The following is a 17,415-nucleotide window of genomic DNA, read 5'->3' as shown; positions in this document are numbered from 1 at the left end:
GCCCATTCGCGGCGAAGCCCGGGGAAACCGGGCCAGGACTCGCGGATTGGCCTTGGTCGGCGGCTGGGCCCAGCGCCTACCGTCACGGTCATGCGCATTCGAATCGTCGACGCCTTCACCGACCGCCCCTTCACCGGCAACCCGGCCGGCGTCCTGCTCCTGGACGCCTTCCCGGACGACAACCGGCTCCAGAACGTGGCTCTGGAGGTCAACCACGCCGAGACGGCGTTCGCCCACCCACTCCCCGAGGGCGGCGAGGCGGACTGGGCCCTGCGCTGGTTCACGCCCGTCGCCGAGGTCGACATGTGCGGTCACGCCACACTCGCCACGGCCCATGTCCTGCACACCACGGGCGCCCACGAGGGCCCGGTGCGCTTCGCCACCCGCAGCGGTGTCCTCGTCGCGACGCCGGCCGAGGACGGCTCGATCACGCTGGACTTTCCGACCGCCCCGCTGACCAGGGTCGAGGTCCCGGCCGGGGTCGCCGACGCCCTGGGCGCCGAGGCGCTCGCGTGTGCCGACACCGGCCCGCACGTCGGCGACCTGCTGGTCGAGCTGGCCGACGAGAAGACCGTCCACGCCCTGCGGCCCGACCACAAGGCCCTGGGCGCCCACTCGCGCCGGGGCATCATCGCGACCGCCCGCGCCGAGAACCCGGACCTGGGATACGACTTCGTCTCCCGCTGCTTCTTCCCGAACATCGGCATCGACGAGGACCCGGTGACGGGCAGCGCCCACACCGCCCTGGCGCCCTACTGGGCCGAGCGGCTCGGCCGCACCGCGCTGACCGGCCTCCAGGCCTCGCCCCGGGCGGGCCGGGTCCGCACCGAACTGTGCGGCGGGCGCACCCTGCTGAGCGGTCGAGCTGTCACGGTCATCGAGGGCGAACTGCTGGCCTGAGTGCTGTCCGGCGGGGACACCCTGGGCCGGCTCACGCAGTCGGCAGCCACCCCACCTTCCCCGCCAGAAGCGCGTATCCCACGAAGGCTCCGATGTCGAGCAGGGAGTGCGCCACCACCAGGGGACCCACCCGGCCCCAGCGCCGGTAGAGGTAGACGAACACCACACCCATCGCCATGTTGCCGAGGAAGCCGCCGATGCCCTGATAGAGGTGGTAGGAGCCGCGCAGCACGGCGCTGGCCACGAGCGCGGTGCCCGGAGTCCAGCCCAACTGCCCCAGCCGGCGCAGCAGATAGCCGACGACGATGACCTCTTCGAGGATCGCGTTCTGCATCGCGGACAAGATCAGCACGGGGTACTTCCACCACACGTCGGGCAGCGCCTCCGGCACCACCGTGAGGTTGAAGCCGAGGCCGCGCGCCGCCAGATAGAAGGCGATGCCCGTGCTGCCGATCACCGCGGCGATCGCCGCCCCGCGACCGAGGTCCGGCCAGGGCCGGGTGCGATCGAAGCCCAGGGTCCGCAGCCCCTGGCCCTCACGCATCAGGAAGTGCGCGACCAGGGCCACCGGGACGAGCGCCTTGGCGATCCAGAACAGCTGCCAGGCGAGGTCGAGCCATGGACGACCGGGCGCGGCCGAGGCGTTGAGGGTCGCCGCCTGGTCCTTCAGGCCGCCCGGCTCGGTGACCGATCCGACAAAACTGATCAGGGCCGACACGCCGCTCGCACCGAGCGAAACCCCCAGAACGAGCAGTGTCTCATTGCGGAAAATCCGTCGCGAGAGCTGCTCCCGCGGAAAAGAATCAGTCACCTACCCTGCCTCCACCTGCACACTTGCCTCCAGTTGCGTAAACCCGCCGCATCCCCACCCCTGCCTCGCCAGGGTCTCGAAAGAAGTTACGAAGATCGTGCGTGACAGGCCGTCCGGGGGGACGGGCGTCGTACGGGGCGTACCTCCCCTTCGCAGGCCGTGCGGCGGAAATCCGCCACCGGGGCCCACGGGGAGGGGCACCACCGACATGGGACGTCACAGCTTGCCCGATCAGTACGGGGCGGGCGGCAGCGACCCCCGTCCGCGGATCCGCCGCCGCACCGTGGCCCTCGCGACCGCCCTCGTGCTCACGGTCGCCGGGGGTGCCGCGGCCGCCGTGCGCAGCGGATTGCTCTCCTTCGGCTCGTCCTGCCGCGACCACCCCGTACGGCTGACCGTGGCCGCCTCCCCGGACGTGGCCCCGGCGCTCATGGTCGCGGCGAAGCAGGCCGAGGACAGCGGCCTCACCTCCGACGGACAGCGCCTCGAGACCGGCGTCACGGCGCGCGAGTCGTCCAAGGTCGCCGAGACGCTGGCGGCGGGCAAGGACCCGGACGCGCAGGTGTGGGTGGCCGACTCGGACCTGTGGGTCCAGCGGATCACCGCCGACCGCGAGGCGACCCGCGGTCGGCCCCGACGCGGACCGCGAGGAGGCCGCCCGGACAGCCGGGGCGACGGGCGGCTCGGGCCAGTCGGTGACCGGCCCCTCCCAGATCCACACGGTGATCCTGAAGGCGACAGTGGCAGCAGGAACCCAGGGCAACGAGGACTGGCCCCCTCAAAAGGCCGCCACGCACCGTGAACCCCCACCGCCCGGCACGGAAACCCCCCAGCCGGAATCCCCACCCGTCAGCACGGAAACCCACCCGAGCCAGGATCCCCACCGGCTACCGACCCCACCCAGGGGCGCGGGGAACTGCGCGACCAGCCCCCACCGCCCCACGGCCGACGAACCACCGAAAGCCCCGGGAGTCCCGAACTCCCGGGGATCCCGGGGCTCCCGGGCCACCGAACACCACCCCGCCTCACCCCAAGGAGGCAGGCTCCGGCAACCCCACAGGCCACGTATGCACCGGCTCCCCCAGATGCATCAGCTCCGCGTACCGCCGCGTGGTCGCCGCCAGCGCCGCGTCCCGCGACAACCCCGCCTCCACCGCCCGGTGGAACGTCGCCACCTGCCAGGTCGCCCCGTTGGTCCGCCGCCGGCACCGTTCCTCGATGACCCCCAGGTAGAAGTCGCGGTCGGCCGGCTCCACACCCCACCCGTCCAGCCCCGCCTCGGCCAGCGGCAGCAGCTCGTCCCGTACGAGACTCACCGCGTCCACCTCGGCCACGCCGCCCAGCCGCCCGCGCCGTGGCCACTGGAGCCGCGCCTCGATCCCGTACCGGCATGCCGCGTCGAAGTTGGCCTCGGCCGCCTCGAACGGCAGCCGGGACCACACCGGCCGGGACTCCTCGGCCAGGGCCCGGACCACGCCGTAGTAGAAGGCCGCGTTGGCGACCACGTCGGTCACGGTCGGCCCGGCGGGCAGGACGCGATTCTCCACCCGCAGGTGCGGAACGCCGTCGGCGATGCCGTAGACGGGCCGGTTCCAGCGGTAGACCGTACCGTTGTGCAGGACGAGTTCGGCGAGCGAGGGCACCCCGCCCGCGTCCAGGACCTCCAGCGGGTCCTCGTCGTCGCAGATCGGCAGCAGCGGCGGGAAGAACCGAAGGTTCTCCTCGAACAGCTCGTACGCCGAGCCGATCCACCGCTCCCCGAACCACGTCCGCGGCCGTACGCCCTGCGCCTGCAGCTCCGGCGGCCGGGTGTCGGTGGCCTGCTGGAACAGCGGGGGCCGCGACTCCCGCCACAGCTCGTGACCGAACAGGAAGGGCGAGTTGGCGCCGACGGCGATCTGCGCGGCGGTGACCGCCTGCGCGGCGTTCCACACCGCGGCGAAGCGGCCCGGCGTGACCTGGAGGTGCAGTTGCACGGAGGTGCAGGCCGCTTCGGGCACGATCGACTTCGAGGTGCACGACAGCCGCTCGACCCCGTCGATCTCCAGGACGAAGTCCTCTCCCCTGGCGGCCACGATCTGGTCGTTGAGGAGCGTGTAGCGGTCGACCTCGGAAAGGTTCGACGAGACCAGGTCGTCCCGGTCGAGCGTGGGCAGAATACCGATCATCACGATACCGGCGTCGACCTCGCCCGCCTTTCGGTGGGCATATGCCAGTGACGTACGGAGTTCTTCCGCGAGCCGATCGAATACCCGGCCCCCCAATCGGTGTGGAGCTATGTTCACTTCCAGATTGAACATGGCGAGTTCTGTTTGGAAATCGCGGCTCGCGATCCTCTCCAGCACTTGCCCATTCAGCATTGTCGGCTGGCCGTCGGCACCCGCGAGATTCAGTTCGATCTCGAGCCCCATGAGGTTCTTGGGGCGGTCGAAGCGCTTCTGGGCCAGGAGCCGCTCGAGCCCCGTCAGGCACCGCCGGAGCTTGTCCCGGTAGTGCTGACGATCGGACAGGTCGAACGCGCCTGCCACGACCTTCTCCCCCATCGAAGCGTCCCTCCTCGCGTGGGCGGACCGGCGATCCCGGCCGCCGGATGATCCGGGTCAGGTGGGATGATGCCCAGCCGGGCCGATCGATAACGTCCCCCACGCCGCCCGGCACCCGCTACGCTGACCGAAAGCCACCGGCGGTGACCGCTGGCACATTCACGGGGCATGCGGCCGAAGGCCCTTTCACGAAATATGGAACTCGTGAAAAACGCCGACTGAAATACGCCGACCGCGTGACGCACATAAGCCGAGGTCATCGCCGCGCACCCCGCTCTGAATCGGGATGATTCACCCCTATCGCCGACCGAATGAACCCTTGCCGAGTGTCCCGGCATCGACTAGACGAAACACAGTCTGAACACATGTCGTATAAACTCCGCGAACAAGGCAGAGAAGGTTGGCGCCCACAGTCGAAGGAGCCTGTCGTCGAGGTGACGGCAGGCCGCTCGCGCACCCCCGCACCCCAGACTCCGGCCCCTGCCTCTCCGACCTGTTCGAGAGCTAGCTGACAGCGCCGTCCGCCCACGCCCTCGCGCCACCGTGCCTGTCGAATGAGAGGCGACCCACCATGCCTTTGCATGTCCCCCCGGCTCCCGCGCCCGCCCTTCGCTCCGTCCTCATGGCACTCGGTTCCCCCACCGCGGTCCGCGAGGCTCGTACGCCCTCCCTGCGCACCGCTCAGGGTGATGTCACTCCCGAACTCCCGCTGCCCCTGCACGTCCTGGACCGGATCGCCCCCGAAGGCTTGGCCGCGACCCGGCTGGCCGGCTGGCGCTTCCTGATCCGCTGCGGCGACCGCGCCGTGGCCGCGGCCGAGACCCGGCTCACCCCGGACGGCTGGGCGTTCTCGCACTTCTTCGAAGGCCCCTACATCGCCTCCACCGAACGCGCCCTGCGCCAGGCCGAGTCGACCGCCCAGCCGTTCCAGCCGCGGCTGCTGTCGGTGCCCGGCCTCTACATGCTCACCCTCTGGCTGCACGGGGACAGTTCGTCGGACGGCACCACGGGGCATCCCGCCCCGACCGACCTCCTGGTGCCGTTGGCCCCGGCACCGCCCGGGATCGCCGCACACCGGGCGCACCGGGTCGCCGAGCTGCTTCCGCTGCTCACCCTCCGCGCCACCCCCGCGACACCGCCGCTGCTAGGTTCACCGGCCTGACCGTTCGGCCCCCGACCGGTCGGCCCAGCACCCCGCACCCCGTACCCCGTCACCGCGGCCCCGGTGGCGGGGTACGGCGCCGTCCGGTGACCTCGAGAACCTCCCGGGCGCCGCGGACTAGCCCCATTCGGCCACCAGGAACCACCCGAAGTGACAGTGCGGTTGGGATGAACCGCCCGCGCGGGTGATGCGTCATGAACCTGTGAGAAGCGGTGCCGCGAAATCCCTGCGGAACGACCTCCGTGGGGCAACACTGGGTTCCGACGGACTTATCACAACGGGGGGCGGCCATGAACGACGTTTCACGCCGCGGAACAGACACCACAGCCATCTCAGACCTCACGCCAGAGCGGAAGTTCCCATCCATGTGCCAGCACCAGCCACCGTGCCCGACAGCGACCTCAGCCGACCGGGAATCCGCGCGCCTCACGGCGCACCACCCGGAGCAGGGCTGGAGCCTGCTGTGCAACGGCGTCCTGCTCTTCGAGGACACCGGTGAGCTCCTGCCGGACGGCCGGGTCATCGCCCCTCACCGGGTCGTGACCGCCGCCTGAGCATCAGCCGGACGGCGCGGGACCGCCGTCCGCAGACATGAGGGGCCGGCCCGCGGAGACCACCGCGAACCGGCCCCGACGCGCGTCCACGGCCGCTCACTGCGTGTAGTCACCCCGTCTCGGCGTGGTGCGTACCCCCTGTATGTCTTCCCACGACTGCGCATGTTCCGGAAGACTTCTGGAAGTTTCGGCGCACCGTCCGGAACCACGCGACGGAGGTGGGGAAGTGACAGCGGACGACACCGTGCCCGTGTCCCGGGGCAGAATCACGATCACGGAGATCGCCCGCCAGGCCGGCGTCTCGGTACCGACCGTGTCCCGGGTCGTCAACGGCCGCTCCGACGTCTCCCCGGGAACCAGGGCCCGGGTCGAGGACCTGCTGCGGCAGCACGGCTACCGCAAGCGCCCCGCCGCCGCCCGCACCCGGGCCGCGCTGCTCGACCTGGTCTTCAACGACCTCGACAGCCCCTGGGCGGTGGAGATCATCCGAGGCGTCGAGGAGGTCGCCCACGCCGCCGGGGTGGGCACCGTGGTGTCGGCGATCCACGGCCGCTCGGGCGACGCCCGCGAGTGGATGCGCAACCTGCGCGCCCGCGCCTCCGACGGCGTCATCCTCGTCACCTCGGCCCTCGAACCCACCCTGCACGAGCAGTTGCGCATCCTGGGCGTCCCGCTGGTCGTCGTCGACCCTATGGGCTCCCCCGCCGTCGACACCCCGACCATCGGCGCGGCCAACTGGGCGGGCGGCCTGGCGGCCACCGAGCATCTGCTGTCGCTGGGCCACCGGAGGATCGGCCTGATCGCCGGCCCGCCCCGACTGCTGTGCTCCCGCGCCCGCCACGACGGCTACCGGGCCGCGCTGGAGGCAGCCGGTCTCGCCGTGGACGAGACCCTCGTCGTCCCCGGCGACTTCCGCCCCGAGTCGGGCTTCACCGGCTGCACCGCCCTGCTCGGCCTGCCCGAACCGCCGACCGCCGTGTTCGCGGCCAGCGACCAGATGGCGCTCGGCGCGATCGAGGCGCTGCGCCGGCGCGGACTGCGGGCCCCGGAGGACATGAGCGTCGTCGGTTTCGACGACCTTCCGGAAGTCCGCTGGTCCGCCCCGCCGTTGACCACCGTCCGTCAGCCCCTCGCCGACATGGGCAAACTGGCCGCCCGCACCGTCCTGAGCCTGGCCCGCGGCGAGCGCCCCGACTCGCCGCGGGTGGAACTGGGCACGGAGCTGGTGATCCGCTCGAGCACCGCGCCGCCCCGCGGCACCCAGAGCCTGCCCGGCCTGACCGGCCCTAGCTGAGCGCCTCCCGGATCGCCCGGTAGGCCGGCTTCGGCGCGAGCTGCTCGTCCCAGGGCAGCGCCGCGCCCTCGCCGGGGAAGAACGCCGGGATCCACGAGTACTTGTCGGTGTAGTCCCAGACGGTGATGCCGACGCACCGCCGCACCGCGAGGCACGACTCGGTCATGTCCCGGTACCAGTCGGCCTGTCGGGCCAGCTTCTCGTCGGTCGCGGGCAGCAGCATCCGGACGTCGACCTCGGTGAGCGCGGTGTCCAGGCCGAGCCGGGAGAAGCGGCGGAGGTTGTCCTCCAGGGTCGTCGGATAGCCGTACTGGAGGGCGAGATGCGCCTGGAGGCCGATGCCGTCGAGCGGGACGCGCTGGGCCTTCAGCTCCTTGGCGAGGGCGTAGTAGGCGTCGCTCTTCGGGCCGACGGCCTCGATGTTGTAGTCGTTGAGGTAGAGCTTCGCCTTCGGGTCTGCCTGGTGGGCCCACCGCAGGGCGTCGGCGATGTATCCCGGGCCGAGCGTCCTGTAGAAGACCGTCTCGCGGTAGGTACCGTCCTCGTTGAACGCCTCGTTGACGACGTCCCAGGCGTAGACCTTGCCCCGGTAGTGGCGTACCTCGGTCTGGATGTGGTGCTTCAGGACGGCCCGCAGCTCGTCCGCCGTCCACTCCTTGCCGGTCAGCCAGCCGGGCAGCTGGCTGTGCCAGACGAGGGTGTGGGCGCGGACCTTCTGGTGGTGGTCGCGCGCGAGGTCGACGATCTCGTCGCCTGCCGTCCAGTCGAAGACGCCCTGCTGCGGCTCGGTGGCGTACCACTTCATGCCGTTGCCCGGGGTGATCATGTCGAACTCCTCGCCCAGGATCTTCGTATAGGCGGTGTCGGTGAGTTCGGGGTTGTCGGTGGCGCTGCCGAAGTAGCGGCCGTGGCGCTGCGCGAGGTCGGCGAGGGTCGTACGCGGCTTTCCGTGCGCCGGGCCCTCGTGCGCCTGGGCGGCCGGTCCGGTGGCGACACCGGAGGCGACCAGGACGGCTGCGAGGGCGCCGGCGAGTCTGAGCCGGGTGCGGGCGGCGGTGCTGTGCATGGTGCGACTCCTCACGGTAGGGGTGAGCCGTACGGGTCCGCGGGCGCGCGTCATCCCTTGGTGGCGCCCGCGGTGAGGCCGCCGACGAGCTGGCGCTCGGCGACGGAGTAGAACGCCAGGGCGGGCACCATGGCGAGCACGAGGTAGGCGAAGACGCGCGCGTACTCCGCGGAGTACTGGCCCTGGAACTGCTGGACGCCGATCGGGATGGTCCACCAGGTGGGCTCGTTGAAGACCAGCAACGGCAGCAGGAAGTTGTTCCAGCTGCCGACCACGGCGAGCACGGAGACCGTGCCGAGGGCGGGCCTGGCCATGGGCAGCAGGATCCGCCAGAAGAACTTCAGGGGCCCGCAGCCGTCGAGGGTGGCCGCCTCCTCCAGCTCGGCGGGGATCTCCCGGAAGAACCCGCGCAGGACCACGATGGTCATCGGCAGCCCGAAGGCGGCCTGCGGCAGGATCACGCCGAGGGGGTTGTCCAGCAGGCCCATCGACCGCAGCAGCAGGAAGAGGGGCAGCGCCGCCACCGCGAAGGGGAACATCAGCCCCATCGTGAACAGGGTGAACAGCATCTCCCGGCCGCGGAAGGCGAACCGGGCGAAGGAGAACGCGGCCAGCGCCGAGACCGCGACGACCACCACGGTCGTACCGGCCGCGATGAGCGTGCTGCTGCCGACGAGCTGCCAGAAGGAACCGGAGCCGAGGATGTCCGTGTAGTTGGAGGTGACCCAGGGGTCGGGCAGGCCGATGGGGTTGCGGGAGAGCTGGTCGGTGGACTTGAAGCCGGACAGCACGGCGTAGCCGAGCGGTACGGCCATCACCGCGCCGACGAGCCCGAGGACGAGGTGCAGGGGAAGCGTCCGGCCGGTACGGCGGGTGCTCCGGCCGGTCTCACGGGTTTTCACGCGCCGCCTCCTCGCATGGTCGTGGTGGCGCCCTGAAGGTCCCGGCGGAGCACGAACCGCTGGTAGGCGAGGGCGAAGACGAGACTGATGCCGAACATGGCCACGCTGATCGCGCTGGCGTAGCCGACCTGGTAGCGCTTGAACCCGTACTGGAACATGGTCACGGCCATCGTCTCGGAGTGGTGGTCGGGGCCGCCCGCGGTGACCACCCACACCAGGTCGAAGAGCTGGATCGAGCCGATGACCGACAGGAAGACGCTGATCCGCAGGGTCGGCGCGAGCAGCGGCAGGGTGACGTTGCGGAAGCGCTGCCAGGGACCCGCTCCGTCGATCAGGGCCGCCTCCGTCAACTCGGCCGGGATGGACTGGAGTCCGGCCAGGTAGAGCATCATGTGGAAGCCGAAGTACTTCCACGTCATGACCAGGAAGAGGGTGGCCATGACGGTGGAGGGGTCGGCGAACCACTGGCCGCCCACCCCGTCCAGACCGATCGCCCCCAGCACGTGGTCGGCGAGACCGTCGTCCGGGGCGAAGATCATGCTGAACAGCACGCCGGTGATCGCCTCGGAGAGGATGTACGGCGCGAAGAACAGCATCCGGTACACGGCCCGGCCGCGGATCTTCTGGTTGAGGGCGACCGCGAGGGCGAGCGCGAACGGCAGCTGGAGGACGAGCGAGAGGCCGACCAGGAGCAGACAGCGCCACAGGTCGCCCAGGAACACCGGGTCCTGGAAGAGCCGGGTGAAGTTGTCGCCGCCGATGTAGTCGTCGGGCATGCCGAAGCCGCCCCAGCGGAAGAACGAGGCGTACAGCGCGAAGAGCATCGGCAGCAGCACGAGCGTGCCGAAGAGCACCAGCGCGGGCACCTGGAAGCCGACGGCGGTGAGCCAGTGCCGCGCCCGCCGCCGCGCCCGGCTCCGGCCCGGGCCGGCGGACGGGGGCGGCGGGCCTGCGTCCGGGCCGCTGCGCTTGTCCGGAAGGAAGGTGGAGGTCATCGCCTGCTACTGCTCTTCCTTCGCGACCTTGGTGATCGAATCGGTGACCTGCTGAGGCGACTTGGACCCGGCTATGAGGGCGGCGACGCTGTCGTTGACCTCCTGGCCGAGGGCCGGCGCGTAGGCCTGGTCGAGGTAGAGCTGGAAGCCGGTGGCGGCCTTCAACTGGGCCTGTACGGCCTTGATGTTGGGGTCGGCGATGGCGCTCTCGGCGGCCGGTACGACAGGCAGAACCCCGGTCTTCTTGACCAGTTCGGTGTCCGTGGCGGCGGTGGCGAAGAACTTCAGGAAGTCGACGGCCGCCTGCGGGGCGTCCTTGCGCAGGGCGTGCCCGCCGCCTCCGCCGAACACCTCGGTGATCACGCCCTTCCCGCCGTCGACCGCCGGGAACGGGAAGAAGCCGAGGTTCGCGCCGAGCCCCTTGCCCGCGTCGGCCTCCACCACCGGCGCCCACTGGCCCATGAGTTCCATCGCCGCCTTGCCGTTGCCGACGGCGGCGGCCTGGCCGGTGGGGCTGGAGTAGGCGGCGCCGAGGAAGCCCTTCTGGAACGGCTTTAGATCGACCAGGTCCTGGAGGTGCTGCCCGGCCTGGACGAACCCGTCCCCGGTGAAGTCCTTGTCGTCCCCGGCCGTGCGCAGGGCGTCGACACCGGCGGTGCGCATCGCGAGATACGCCCAGTAGTACATTCCGGGCCACTTCTCCTTGCCAGCCAGCGCGAGCGGGGTGATCCCGGCGGCCTTCAGCTTGCGCACCGCGTCGAGGAAGCCGCTCCAGGTGGTCGGGGGAGCGCTGATCCCGGCCTGCTTGAAGAGCGCCTTGTTGTACCAGAACCCGATCATGCCGATGTCGAACGGGACACCGTACGCCTTCTTGTCGAGCAGGTAGGGCTCGCGGGCGACCGGGAGCAGGCCGTCGCCCCACTCCTTCGTCCGCTCCGTGAGGTCCTCGACGAGCCCGGCGTCGACCTGCTGCCGCAGGACACCGCCGCCCCAGGTGTGGAAGATGTCGGGCAGCTTCCCGGAGGCGGTCAGCGCCGTCATCTTCGACTTGTAGGCGTCGTTCTCCAACTGCACGATCTTGATCTTCACCTTGGGGTTCTGGGCCTCGAACTGCTTGGCGAGACCGGCCCAGACGTCCTTGGTCGGCTGGGTGGTGGAGATGTTCCACCACTCGATGGTCGTCGTCCCCGACGACCCTCCGTCCGAGTCGCCGCCGCAGGCGCTCAGTGCCGTCATGCTCAGACCGGCCGCGGCGGAGGCCGCCAGAAAGCCGCGGCGGGAGAGTGCCGGGTCGCCCATCATGCGCTCCTTGATAGATCGAAAGTTTCGAACCAGATCCAGAAAGCTTCGCTGCTGCCGCACCCTAGAGACACCCTTCGACGGGTGGCAACCCCTTGAACACAGGGAATCCGGGGGCCCTTTCACGGGAGAAGGCTCAGCGAGGCGCCAGGCGGCATCGAAACATTCGGATCAACCGGCGAACATTACGAAGCGGGCGGGGGCAATGATCCGGCGGCCGGAAACAAACCAGGCGGTGCGTCACGCTGCGTGTCCACCCCGCGACCAGTCTTAACGGAAGCTTGACGCCGTGCCGCCCATGATCCAAGGGCCCAGGCGTCACTCTCCGCTTACGCTGATTCCGCCGTCCGCGTGATGGCCGAAACCACACGCCGATCCGCACCTCAGGAGCGCCCGATGGCCACCACCGAGCACCCTCCTCCCGGTCGCCTGCGCGCCTGGATGCTGGAGGGCCTGTCCGACATGGGCAAGGGTCACGCTCCCCCAACGGCCCCGGACACCGAGGCCGCGCCCGAGCACAAGGGCCAGCGCTGGTACCGGGTGATGTGCCTGACCGGCGTCGACTACTTCTCGACCCTCGGCTACCAGCCGGGTATCGCCGCCCTCGCGGCCGGCCTGCTCTCGCCGGTGGCGACGATCGTGCTGGTCGTCGTCACCCTGGCGGGCGCCCTGCCGGTCTACCGGCGCGTCGCCGAGGAGAGTCCGCACGGCGAGGGCTCGATCGCGATGCTGGAACGACTGCTGTCCTTCTGGAAGGGCAAGCTGTTCGTCCTGACCCTGCTCGGGTTCGCCGCCACCGACTTCCTGATCACGATCACCCTGTCCGCGGCGGACGCCTCGACCCACCTGGTCGAGAACCCGCACCTGACCAGCACCCTGCACGACCGGCAGATGGTGATCACGCTCGTCCTCGTCGCCCTGCTGGGAGCGGTGTTCCTCAAGGGCTTCCTGGAGGCCATCGGCGTCGCGGTCGCGCTGGTCGTCGTCTATCTGGGGCTGAACGTCGTCGTCGTGGCCGTCGGCCTGTGGCATGTGGTCACCGAGGGCCATGTGGTCACCGACTGGGCCGACGCGCTGACCGCCGAACACGGCAACGTGTTCGTGATGATCGGTGTCTCGATGCTGGTCTTCCCCAAGCTCGCGCTGGGCCTGTCCGGTTTCGAGACCGGCGTCGCGGTCATGCCGCACGTCCAGGGCGACCCGGACGACACCGCGGAGCACCCCAGAGGACGCGTCCGGGACACCAAGAAGCTGCTGACGACCGCCGCCCTGATCATGAGCGTCTTCCTGATCGCCACCAGCTTCATCACCACGGTGCTGATCCCGGAGAAGGAGTTCGAGTCCGGCGGCCAGGCCAACGGGCGCGCCCTCGCGTACCTCGCCCACGAATACCTGGGCAACGCCTTCGGCACGGTGTACGACGTGTCGACGATCGCCATCCTGTGGTTCGCCGGCGCCTCCGCGATGGCCGGGCTGCTCAACCTGATGCCCCGCTACCTCCCCCGCTACGGCATGGCCCCGCACTGGGCCCGCGCCGTCCGCCCCATGGTCATCGTCTTCACCCTCGTCGCCTTCCTGGTCACCTGGATCTTCGACGCCGACGTCGACGCCCAGGGCGGCGCCTACGCCACCGGCGTCCTGGTCCTGATGTCCTCGGCGGCGATCGCGGTGACCATCGCCGCCCGCCGCGCCCGGCAGCGGGGCTGGACGGTCGGCTTCGCCGCGATCTCGGCCGTGCTGCTCTATGTGACCGTCGTGAACGTCATCGAGCGCCCCGACGGCGTAAAGATCGGCGCCTGCTTCATCGCGGGCATCATCCTGGTCTCGCTGCTGTCCCGGCTGGCCCGAGCCTTCGAGCTCCGGGTGACCAGCGTGACGCTGGACCCGATGGCGGAACGTTTCATCCGGGACATGGCCAGCCGCAAGATACGGTTCATCGCCAACGAGCCCGACCAACGCGACAAGGCCGAGTACCGCGACAAGATCGAACAGATCCGGCAGGACAACGACATCCCGGGGGAGGATTTCGTCTTCGTCGAGGTCACCGTCGTCGACCCCTCCGAGTTCGAGTCCGGCCTGACGGTCCGCGGCGAGGTGCTGCACGGCCGCTACCGCGTCCTGACCCTGGAGTCCTCCTCCATCTCCAACGCCCTGGCCGCGCTGCTGCTGCGCACCCGTGATTCCACCGGCTGCATCCCGCACATCTACTTCGAGTGGACCGAGGGCAACCCCTTCGCCAACTTCCTGCGCTTCTTCCTGTTCGGCCAGGGCGAGGTCGCCCCGGTCACCCGTGAGGTCCTGCGCGAGGCCGAACCGGACCGCGACCGCCGGCCCCGCGTCCACACCGGCTGACCCGTCCCGGGCCGTCGTCCCGACACGATACGAAGGGAACCGACCCGACCCGCCCCGACGTCGCCAGGACGACGCATACCCGGACATAACCGGCATAAGGCGACCCGCGGCCTACCGTTGACGCTCATGAGCCTGAGCATCCGCAACCAACTTCCCGGCACCGTCACCGACGTCCGCCCCGACGAGGTGATGGCCACCGTCAAGATCCGACTGGACGGCGGCCAGGACCTCACGTCGGCCATCACGCTGGAGGCCGTCAACCAGCTCGCCCTGGCCGCCGGCACCGCCGTCCGCGCCCTGGTGAAGTCGACGGAGGTCTCCCTGGCCACCGGCCGGGTCGACGGCCTCTCGATCCGCAACCAGCTCACCGGCACGATCACCGGCCTGGTGACGGGCGGGGTCATGGCCTCGGTGAAGGTCTCCATGGACGGGGGCGAACTCACCTCGGTGATCACCAAGGAAGCAGCCACCGACCTCGGTCTCTTCGTCGGCTCCGACGTCATCGCGCTGATCAAGGCGACCGAGGTGTCCCTGGCGACGGCCTAGCACGCGTGAGGGCCCCCGCCCGGAACGGACGGGGGCCCTCACGCACCGGCTCAGTCCTCGTACGCGTCCAGCGGCGGGCACGAGCAGACCAGGTTCCGGTCGCCGAAGGCCTGGTCGATCCGGCGCACCGGCGGCCAGTACTTGTCGGCGGCCGACACACCGGCCGGGAAGACGGCCTCCTCACGCGTGTACGCGTGCTCCCACTCCCCGCCCAGCGCCGCCGCGGTGTGCGGGGCACCGTGCAGCGGGTTGTCCTCGGCCGGCCATTCGCCCGCCCCGACCTTCTCGATCTCCGCGCGGATGGCGATCATCGCCTCGCAGAAACGGTCGATCTCGATCAGGTCCTCGGACTCGGTCGGCTCGATCATCAGCGTCCCGGCCACCGGGAACGACATCGTCGGCGCGTGGAACCCGTAGTCGATGAGCCGCTTGGCGACGTCGTCGACGCTCACGCCGGTCGCCTTGGTCAGCGGCCGCAGGTCGATGATGCACTCGTGCGCGACCAGCCCGCCCGGCCCGTTGTAGAGCACCGGGTAGTGCGGCTCCAGCCGCTTGGCGATGTAGTTGGCGCTCAGCACGGCCACCTGGGTGGCCCGCTTGAGCCCCTCGCCGCCCATGAGCCGCACATACGCCCACGAGATCGGCAGTATCCCGGCGGAACCCCAGGGAGCCGCGGAGATCGGCCCCACCCCGGTGTCCGGCCCGGCGGCGGGCTGCAGCGGGTGGTTCGGCAGATACGGCGCCAGGTGCGACCGTACGGCGACCGGTCCGACGCCCGGGCCGCCGCCGCCGTGCGGGATGCAGAACGTCTTGTGCAGGTTCAGGTGCGAGACGTCCCCGCCGAAGTGCCCCGGCTTGGCGAGACCGACGAGCGCGTTGAGGTTGGCGCCGTCGACGTACACCTGCCCGCCCGCCTCGTGCACCTGGGCGCAGATGTCGGCGACGTGCTCCTCGAACACGCCGTGCGTCGACGGGTAGGTGATCATCAGCACCGACAGCTCGTCCCGGTGCCGCTCGATCTTCGCCCGCAGGTCCTCGACGTCGATCTCGCCGTCCTCGGCGGTCTTCACGACGACGACCTTCATGCCCGCCATCACGGCACTGGCCGCGTTCGTGCCGTGCGCGGAGGACGGGATGAGGCACACGGTCCGCTGCTCGTCGCCGTTGCCCCGGTGGTACCCGCGGACGGCGAGCAGCCCGGCCAGCTCGCCCTGCGACCCGGCGTTCGGCTGGAGCGACACCTTGTCGTACCCGGTGACCTCGGCGAGCCGCTCCTCCAGCTCCCGGATGAGCGTCAGGTAGCCCTCCGCCTGCTCGGCCGGCGCGAAGGGGTGCAGCTGCCCGAACTCGGGCCAGGTGACCGGCTCCATCTCGGTGGTCGCGTTGAGCTTCATGGTGCAGGAGCCCAGCGGGATCATGCCCCGGTCCAGCGCGTAGTCCCGGTCCGCGAGCCTGCGCAGGTAGCGCAGCATCGCGGTCTCGGAACGGTGCTGGTGGAAGACGGGATGCGTCAGAATCGCGTCGGACCGCAGCAGATCATCGGGCAGGGAGTCGACGGTGGCCGCGTCGAGCGCCTCGATGTCGCCGTCCACCCCGAAGGCTGCCCAGACGGCGGACACCTGCGCCCGCGCGGTCGTCTCGTCGCAGGCGATCGACACCTGGTCGGCGTCGACGAGGTGCAGGTTGACCCCACGCTCCCGCGCGGCGGCGACGACCTCGGCGGCCTTCGCCGGCACCCGTACGGTCAGCGTGTCGAAGTACGACCCGTGCACGACCTCGACGCCACCGGCCTCGAGCCCGGCGGCGAGGACGGAGGCGTACCGGTGCGTGCGCCGGGCGATCGCCCGCAGCCCGTCGGGACCGTGGTAGACGGCGTACATCCCCGCCATCACCGCCAGCAGCACCTGGGCCGTGCAGATGTTGCTGGTGGCCTTCTCGCGCCGGATGTGCTGCTCACGCGTCTGGAGCGCGAGCCGGTAGGCCTTGTGCCCGTCGGCGTCCACCGACACGCCCACCAGCCGCCCGGGCAGGCTGCGCGCGAACTGCTCGCGGACGGCCATGTAACCGGCGTGCGGCCCGCCGAAGCCCATCGGCACGCCGAACCGCTGCGTCGTTCCGACGGCGATGTCCGCCCCCAGCTCGCCCGGCGACTTCAGCAGCGTCAGCGCGAGCAGATCCGCGGCGACGGTGACGAGCGCGCCGAGCCCGTGCGCCTGGTCGACGAGCGCCTTGAGGTCACGTACGGCACCGGAGGCACCCGGGTACTGGACGAGCACACCGTTGATCTCCCGCGCGGCGATCTCCGCCGGGATCCCGTCGCTCAGGTCGGCGACGACGATCTCCACGCCTGTCGGCTCGGCGCGGGTCTCGATCACTGCGATGGTCTGCGGCAGCGCGTCCGCGTCGATGAGGAAGAGGCCCTTCTTGTTCTTCCCCATCCGCCGGGACAGCGCCATCGCCTCGGCGGCTGCCGTGCCCTCGTCGAGCAGCGACGCACCGGAGGTCGGCAGCCCGGTGAGGTCGGCGACCACGGTCTGGAAGTTCAGCAGCGCCTCGAGCCGCCCCTGGGAGATCTCCGGCTGGTACGGCGTGTAGGCCGTGTACCAGGCCGGGTTCTCCATGACGTTGCGCAGGATGACGGGCGGCGTGAACGTCCCGTAGTAGCCGAGGCCGATCATCGAGTCGAGGACCTGGTTGCGGTCGGCCAGCGAGCGCAGCTCGGCCAGCACCTCGGCCTCGGTGCGCGCGCCCGGCAGGTCCAGCGCGTCGGCGTTCTTGATCACATCCGGGACCGCTGCGGCGGTGAGCTCGTCGAGCGAGCCGTAGCCGACCTGTGCGAGCATTTTGGCCCGCGCTTCGAGGTCGGGCCCGATGTGGCGCTGTTCGAAGGGGATTCCCTGCTCGAGCTCTGTGAGCGGAATGCGGTGGGCGGTCATTACGGAGGCCTCCTGGTCTGACACGACCTTCGAGGGTCACCACGGTGGGTACCCG

Annotated in this window: 14 protein-coding genes; 7 read left to right on the top strand and 7 right to left on the bottom strand. The window is 70.4% G+C overall.

Translation table 11 applies throughout. The annotated features are described in order from the left end of the window. The first annotated feature begins 90 nt into the window (after positions 1-90). Positions 91-900 carry a PhzF family phenazine biosynthesis protein gene (locus OHU34_RS35315; protein WP_142269267.1) on the top strand — a complete coding sequence of 270 codons (810 nt, stop codon included), beginning with the start codon at positions 91-93 and terminating at the stop codon, positions 898-900. A gap of 31 nt (positions 901-931) precedes the next feature. On the opposite strand, the gene OHU34_RS35310 is transcribed toward OHU34_RS35315, so the two are convergent. Beyond that, entirely contained in the window at positions 932-1,711 is a 780-nt protein-coding gene (locus OHU34_RS35310; protein ID WP_142269268.1) for a CPBP family intramembrane glutamic endopeptidase, read from the bottom strand. Between the two features lie 208 nt (positions 1,712-1,919). Between OHU34_RS35310 and OHU34_RS35305 the strand changes: the two genes are divergently transcribed. Beyond that, on the top strand, positions 1,920-2,513 hold the full coding sequence (locus OHU34_RS35305; RefSeq protein WP_405770114.1) for a hypothetical protein: 594 nt from the start codon (positions 1,920-1,922) through the stop codon (positions 2,511-2,513). Between the two features lie 223 nt (positions 2,514-2,736). Here the strand turns inward: OHU34_RS35305 and OHU34_RS35300 are convergent, their stop codons facing one another. Further along, complete coding sequence (locus tag OHU34_RS35300) at positions 2,737-4,254, bottom strand: glutamate--cysteine ligase (protein ID WP_405770111.1); 1,518 nt, start codon at positions 4,252-4,254, stop codon at positions 2,737-2,739. Positions 4,255-4,825: 571 nt separating this feature from the next. Here OHU34_RS35300 and OHU34_RS35295 point away from each other — a divergent pair. The 3 genes from OHU34_RS35295 to OHU34_RS35285 all read left to right on the top strand — a co-directional run bounded on the left by OHU34_RS35295 (position 4,826) and on the right by OHU34_RS35285 (position 7,264). Next, positions 4,826-5,416, top strand: a complete 591-nt coding sequence (locus OHU34_RS35295) for a hypothetical protein (protein WP_142269270.1) — start codon at positions 4,826-4,828, stop codon at positions 5,414-5,416. 365 nt (positions 5,417-5,781) lie between these two features. Further along, the gene (locus tag OHU34_RS35290) at positions 5,782-5,970 is read left to right on the top strand and encodes a DUF5999 family protein (RefSeq protein ID WP_020132802.1); all 189 of its coding nucleotides are present in this window, start codon (positions 5,782-5,784) and stop codon (positions 5,968-5,970) included. Between the two features lie 226 nt (positions 5,971-6,196). Beyond that, entirely contained in the window at positions 6,197-7,264 is a 1,068-nt protein-coding gene (locus OHU34_RS35285) for a LacI family DNA-binding transcriptional regulator (RefSeq protein ID WP_142269271.1), read from the top strand. On the opposite strand, the gene OHU34_RS35280 is transcribed toward OHU34_RS35285, so the two are convergent. The 4 genes from OHU34_RS35280 to OHU34_RS35265 form a co-directional block, all read right to left on the bottom strand. After that, positions 7,257-8,330, bottom strand: a complete 1,074-nt coding sequence (locus OHU34_RS35280; RefSeq protein ID WP_405770109.1) for an endo-1,4-beta-xylanase — start codon at positions 8,328-8,330, stop codon at positions 7,257-7,259. The two genes, OHU34_RS35285 and OHU34_RS35280, sit on opposite strands and share 8 nt — an antisense overlap. A gap of 50 nt (positions 8,331-8,380) precedes the next feature. After that, complete coding sequence (locus OHU34_RS35275; RefSeq protein ID WP_230196500.1) at positions 8,381-9,145, bottom strand: carbohydrate ABC transporter permease; 765 nt, start codon at positions 9,143-9,145, stop codon at positions 8,381-8,383. A gap of 83 nt (positions 9,146-9,228) precedes the next feature. Continuing rightward, positions 9,229-10,227, bottom strand: a complete 999-nt coding sequence (locus OHU34_RS35270) for a carbohydrate ABC transporter permease (RefSeq protein ID WP_142269274.1) — start codon at positions 10,225-10,227, stop codon at positions 9,229-9,231. A gap of 6 nt (positions 10,228-10,233) precedes the next feature. After that, positions 10,234-11,526 (bottom strand): extracellular solute-binding protein, encoded by a 1,293-nt coding sequence (locus OHU34_RS35265; RefSeq protein ID WP_230196499.1) that lies wholly within the window; start codon positions 11,524-11,526, stop codon positions 10,234-10,236. Positions 11,527-11,922: 396 nt separating this feature from the next. Here OHU34_RS35265 and OHU34_RS35260 point away from each other — a divergent pair, with 396 nt between their 5' ends. Both OHU34_RS35260 and OHU34_RS35255 read left to right on the top strand, forming a co-directional pair. Continuing rightward, positions 11,923-13,878, top strand: coding sequence for an amino acid transporter (locus OHU34_RS35260; RefSeq protein WP_230196491.1), 1,956 nt, complete (start codon positions 11,923-11,925; stop codon positions 13,876-13,878). A gap of 126 nt (positions 13,879-14,004) precedes the next feature. Next, positions 14,005-14,424, top strand: a complete 420-nt coding sequence (locus OHU34_RS35255) for a molybdopterin-binding protein (protein WP_230196490.1) — start codon at positions 14,005-14,007, stop codon at positions 14,422-14,424. A 50-nt stretch (positions 14,425-14,474) separates the two neighbouring features. On the opposite strand, the gene gcvP is transcribed toward OHU34_RS35255, so the two are convergent. Then, a complete protein-coding gene (gcvP, locus tag OHU34_RS35250) occupies positions 14,475-17,360 on the bottom strand; it encodes an aminomethyl-transferring glycine dehydrogenase (protein ID WP_230196489.1) in 2,886 nt (961 codons plus the stop codon). Between the last annotated feature and the right edge of the window lie 55 nt (positions 17,361-17,415).

This window comes from Streptomyces sp. NBC_00080 (genome assembly GCF_045041255.1).
Taxonomy (GTDB): domain Bacteria; phylum Actinomycetota; class Actinomycetes; order Streptomycetales; family Streptomycetaceae; genus Streptomyces; species Streptomyces coriariae.
This window is presented reverse-complemented; position numbering and strand designations above follow the sequence as displayed.

Coding starts and splice junctions, on each gene's coding strand:
- OHU34_RS35300 (WP_405770111.1), bottom strand. CDS start 4,254: ATGGGGGAGAAGGTCGTGGCAGGCGCGTTCGACCTGTCCGATCGTCAG.
- OHU34_RS35290 (WP_020132802.1), top strand. CDS start 5,782: ATGTGCCAGCACCAGCCACCGTGCCCGACAGCGACCTCAGCCGACCGG.
- OHU34_RS35265 (WP_230196499.1), bottom strand. CDS start 11,526: ATGGGCGACCCGGCACTCTCCCGCCGCGGCTTTCTGGCGGCCTCCGCC.
- OHU34_RS35315 (WP_142269267.1), top strand. CDS start 91: ATGCGCATTCGAATCGTCGACGCCTTCACCGACCGCCCCTTCACCGGC.
- OHU34_RS35270 (WP_142269274.1), bottom strand. CDS start 10,227: ATGACCTCCACCTTCCTTCCGGACAAGCGCAGCGGCCCGGACGCAGGC.
- OHU34_RS35275 (WP_230196500.1), bottom strand. CDS start 9,145: ATGGCCGTACCGCTCGGCTACGCCGTGCTGTCCGGCTTCAAGTCCACC.
- OHU34_RS35260 (WP_230196491.1), top strand. CDS start 11,923: ATGGCCACCACCGAGCACCCTCCTCCCGGTCGCCTGCGCGCCTGGATG.
- gcvP (WP_230196489.1), bottom strand. CDS start 17,360: ATGACCGCCCACCGCATTCCGCTCACAGAGCTCGAGCAGGGAATCCCC.
- OHU34_RS35280 (WP_405770109.1), bottom strand. CDS start 8,330: ATGCACAGCACCGCCGCCCGCACCCGGCTCAGACTCGCCGGCGCCCTC.
- OHU34_RS35295 (WP_142269270.1), top strand. CDS start 4,826: ATGCCTTTGCATGTCCCCCCGGCTCCCGCGCCCGCCCTTCGCTCCGTC.
- OHU34_RS35255 (WP_230196490.1), top strand. CDS start 14,005: ATGAGCCTGAGCATCCGCAACCAACTTCCCGGCACCGTCACCGACGTC.
- OHU34_RS35305 (WP_405770114.1), top strand. CDS start 1,920: ATGGGACGTCACAGCTTGCCCGATCAGTACGGGGCGGGCGGCAGCGAC.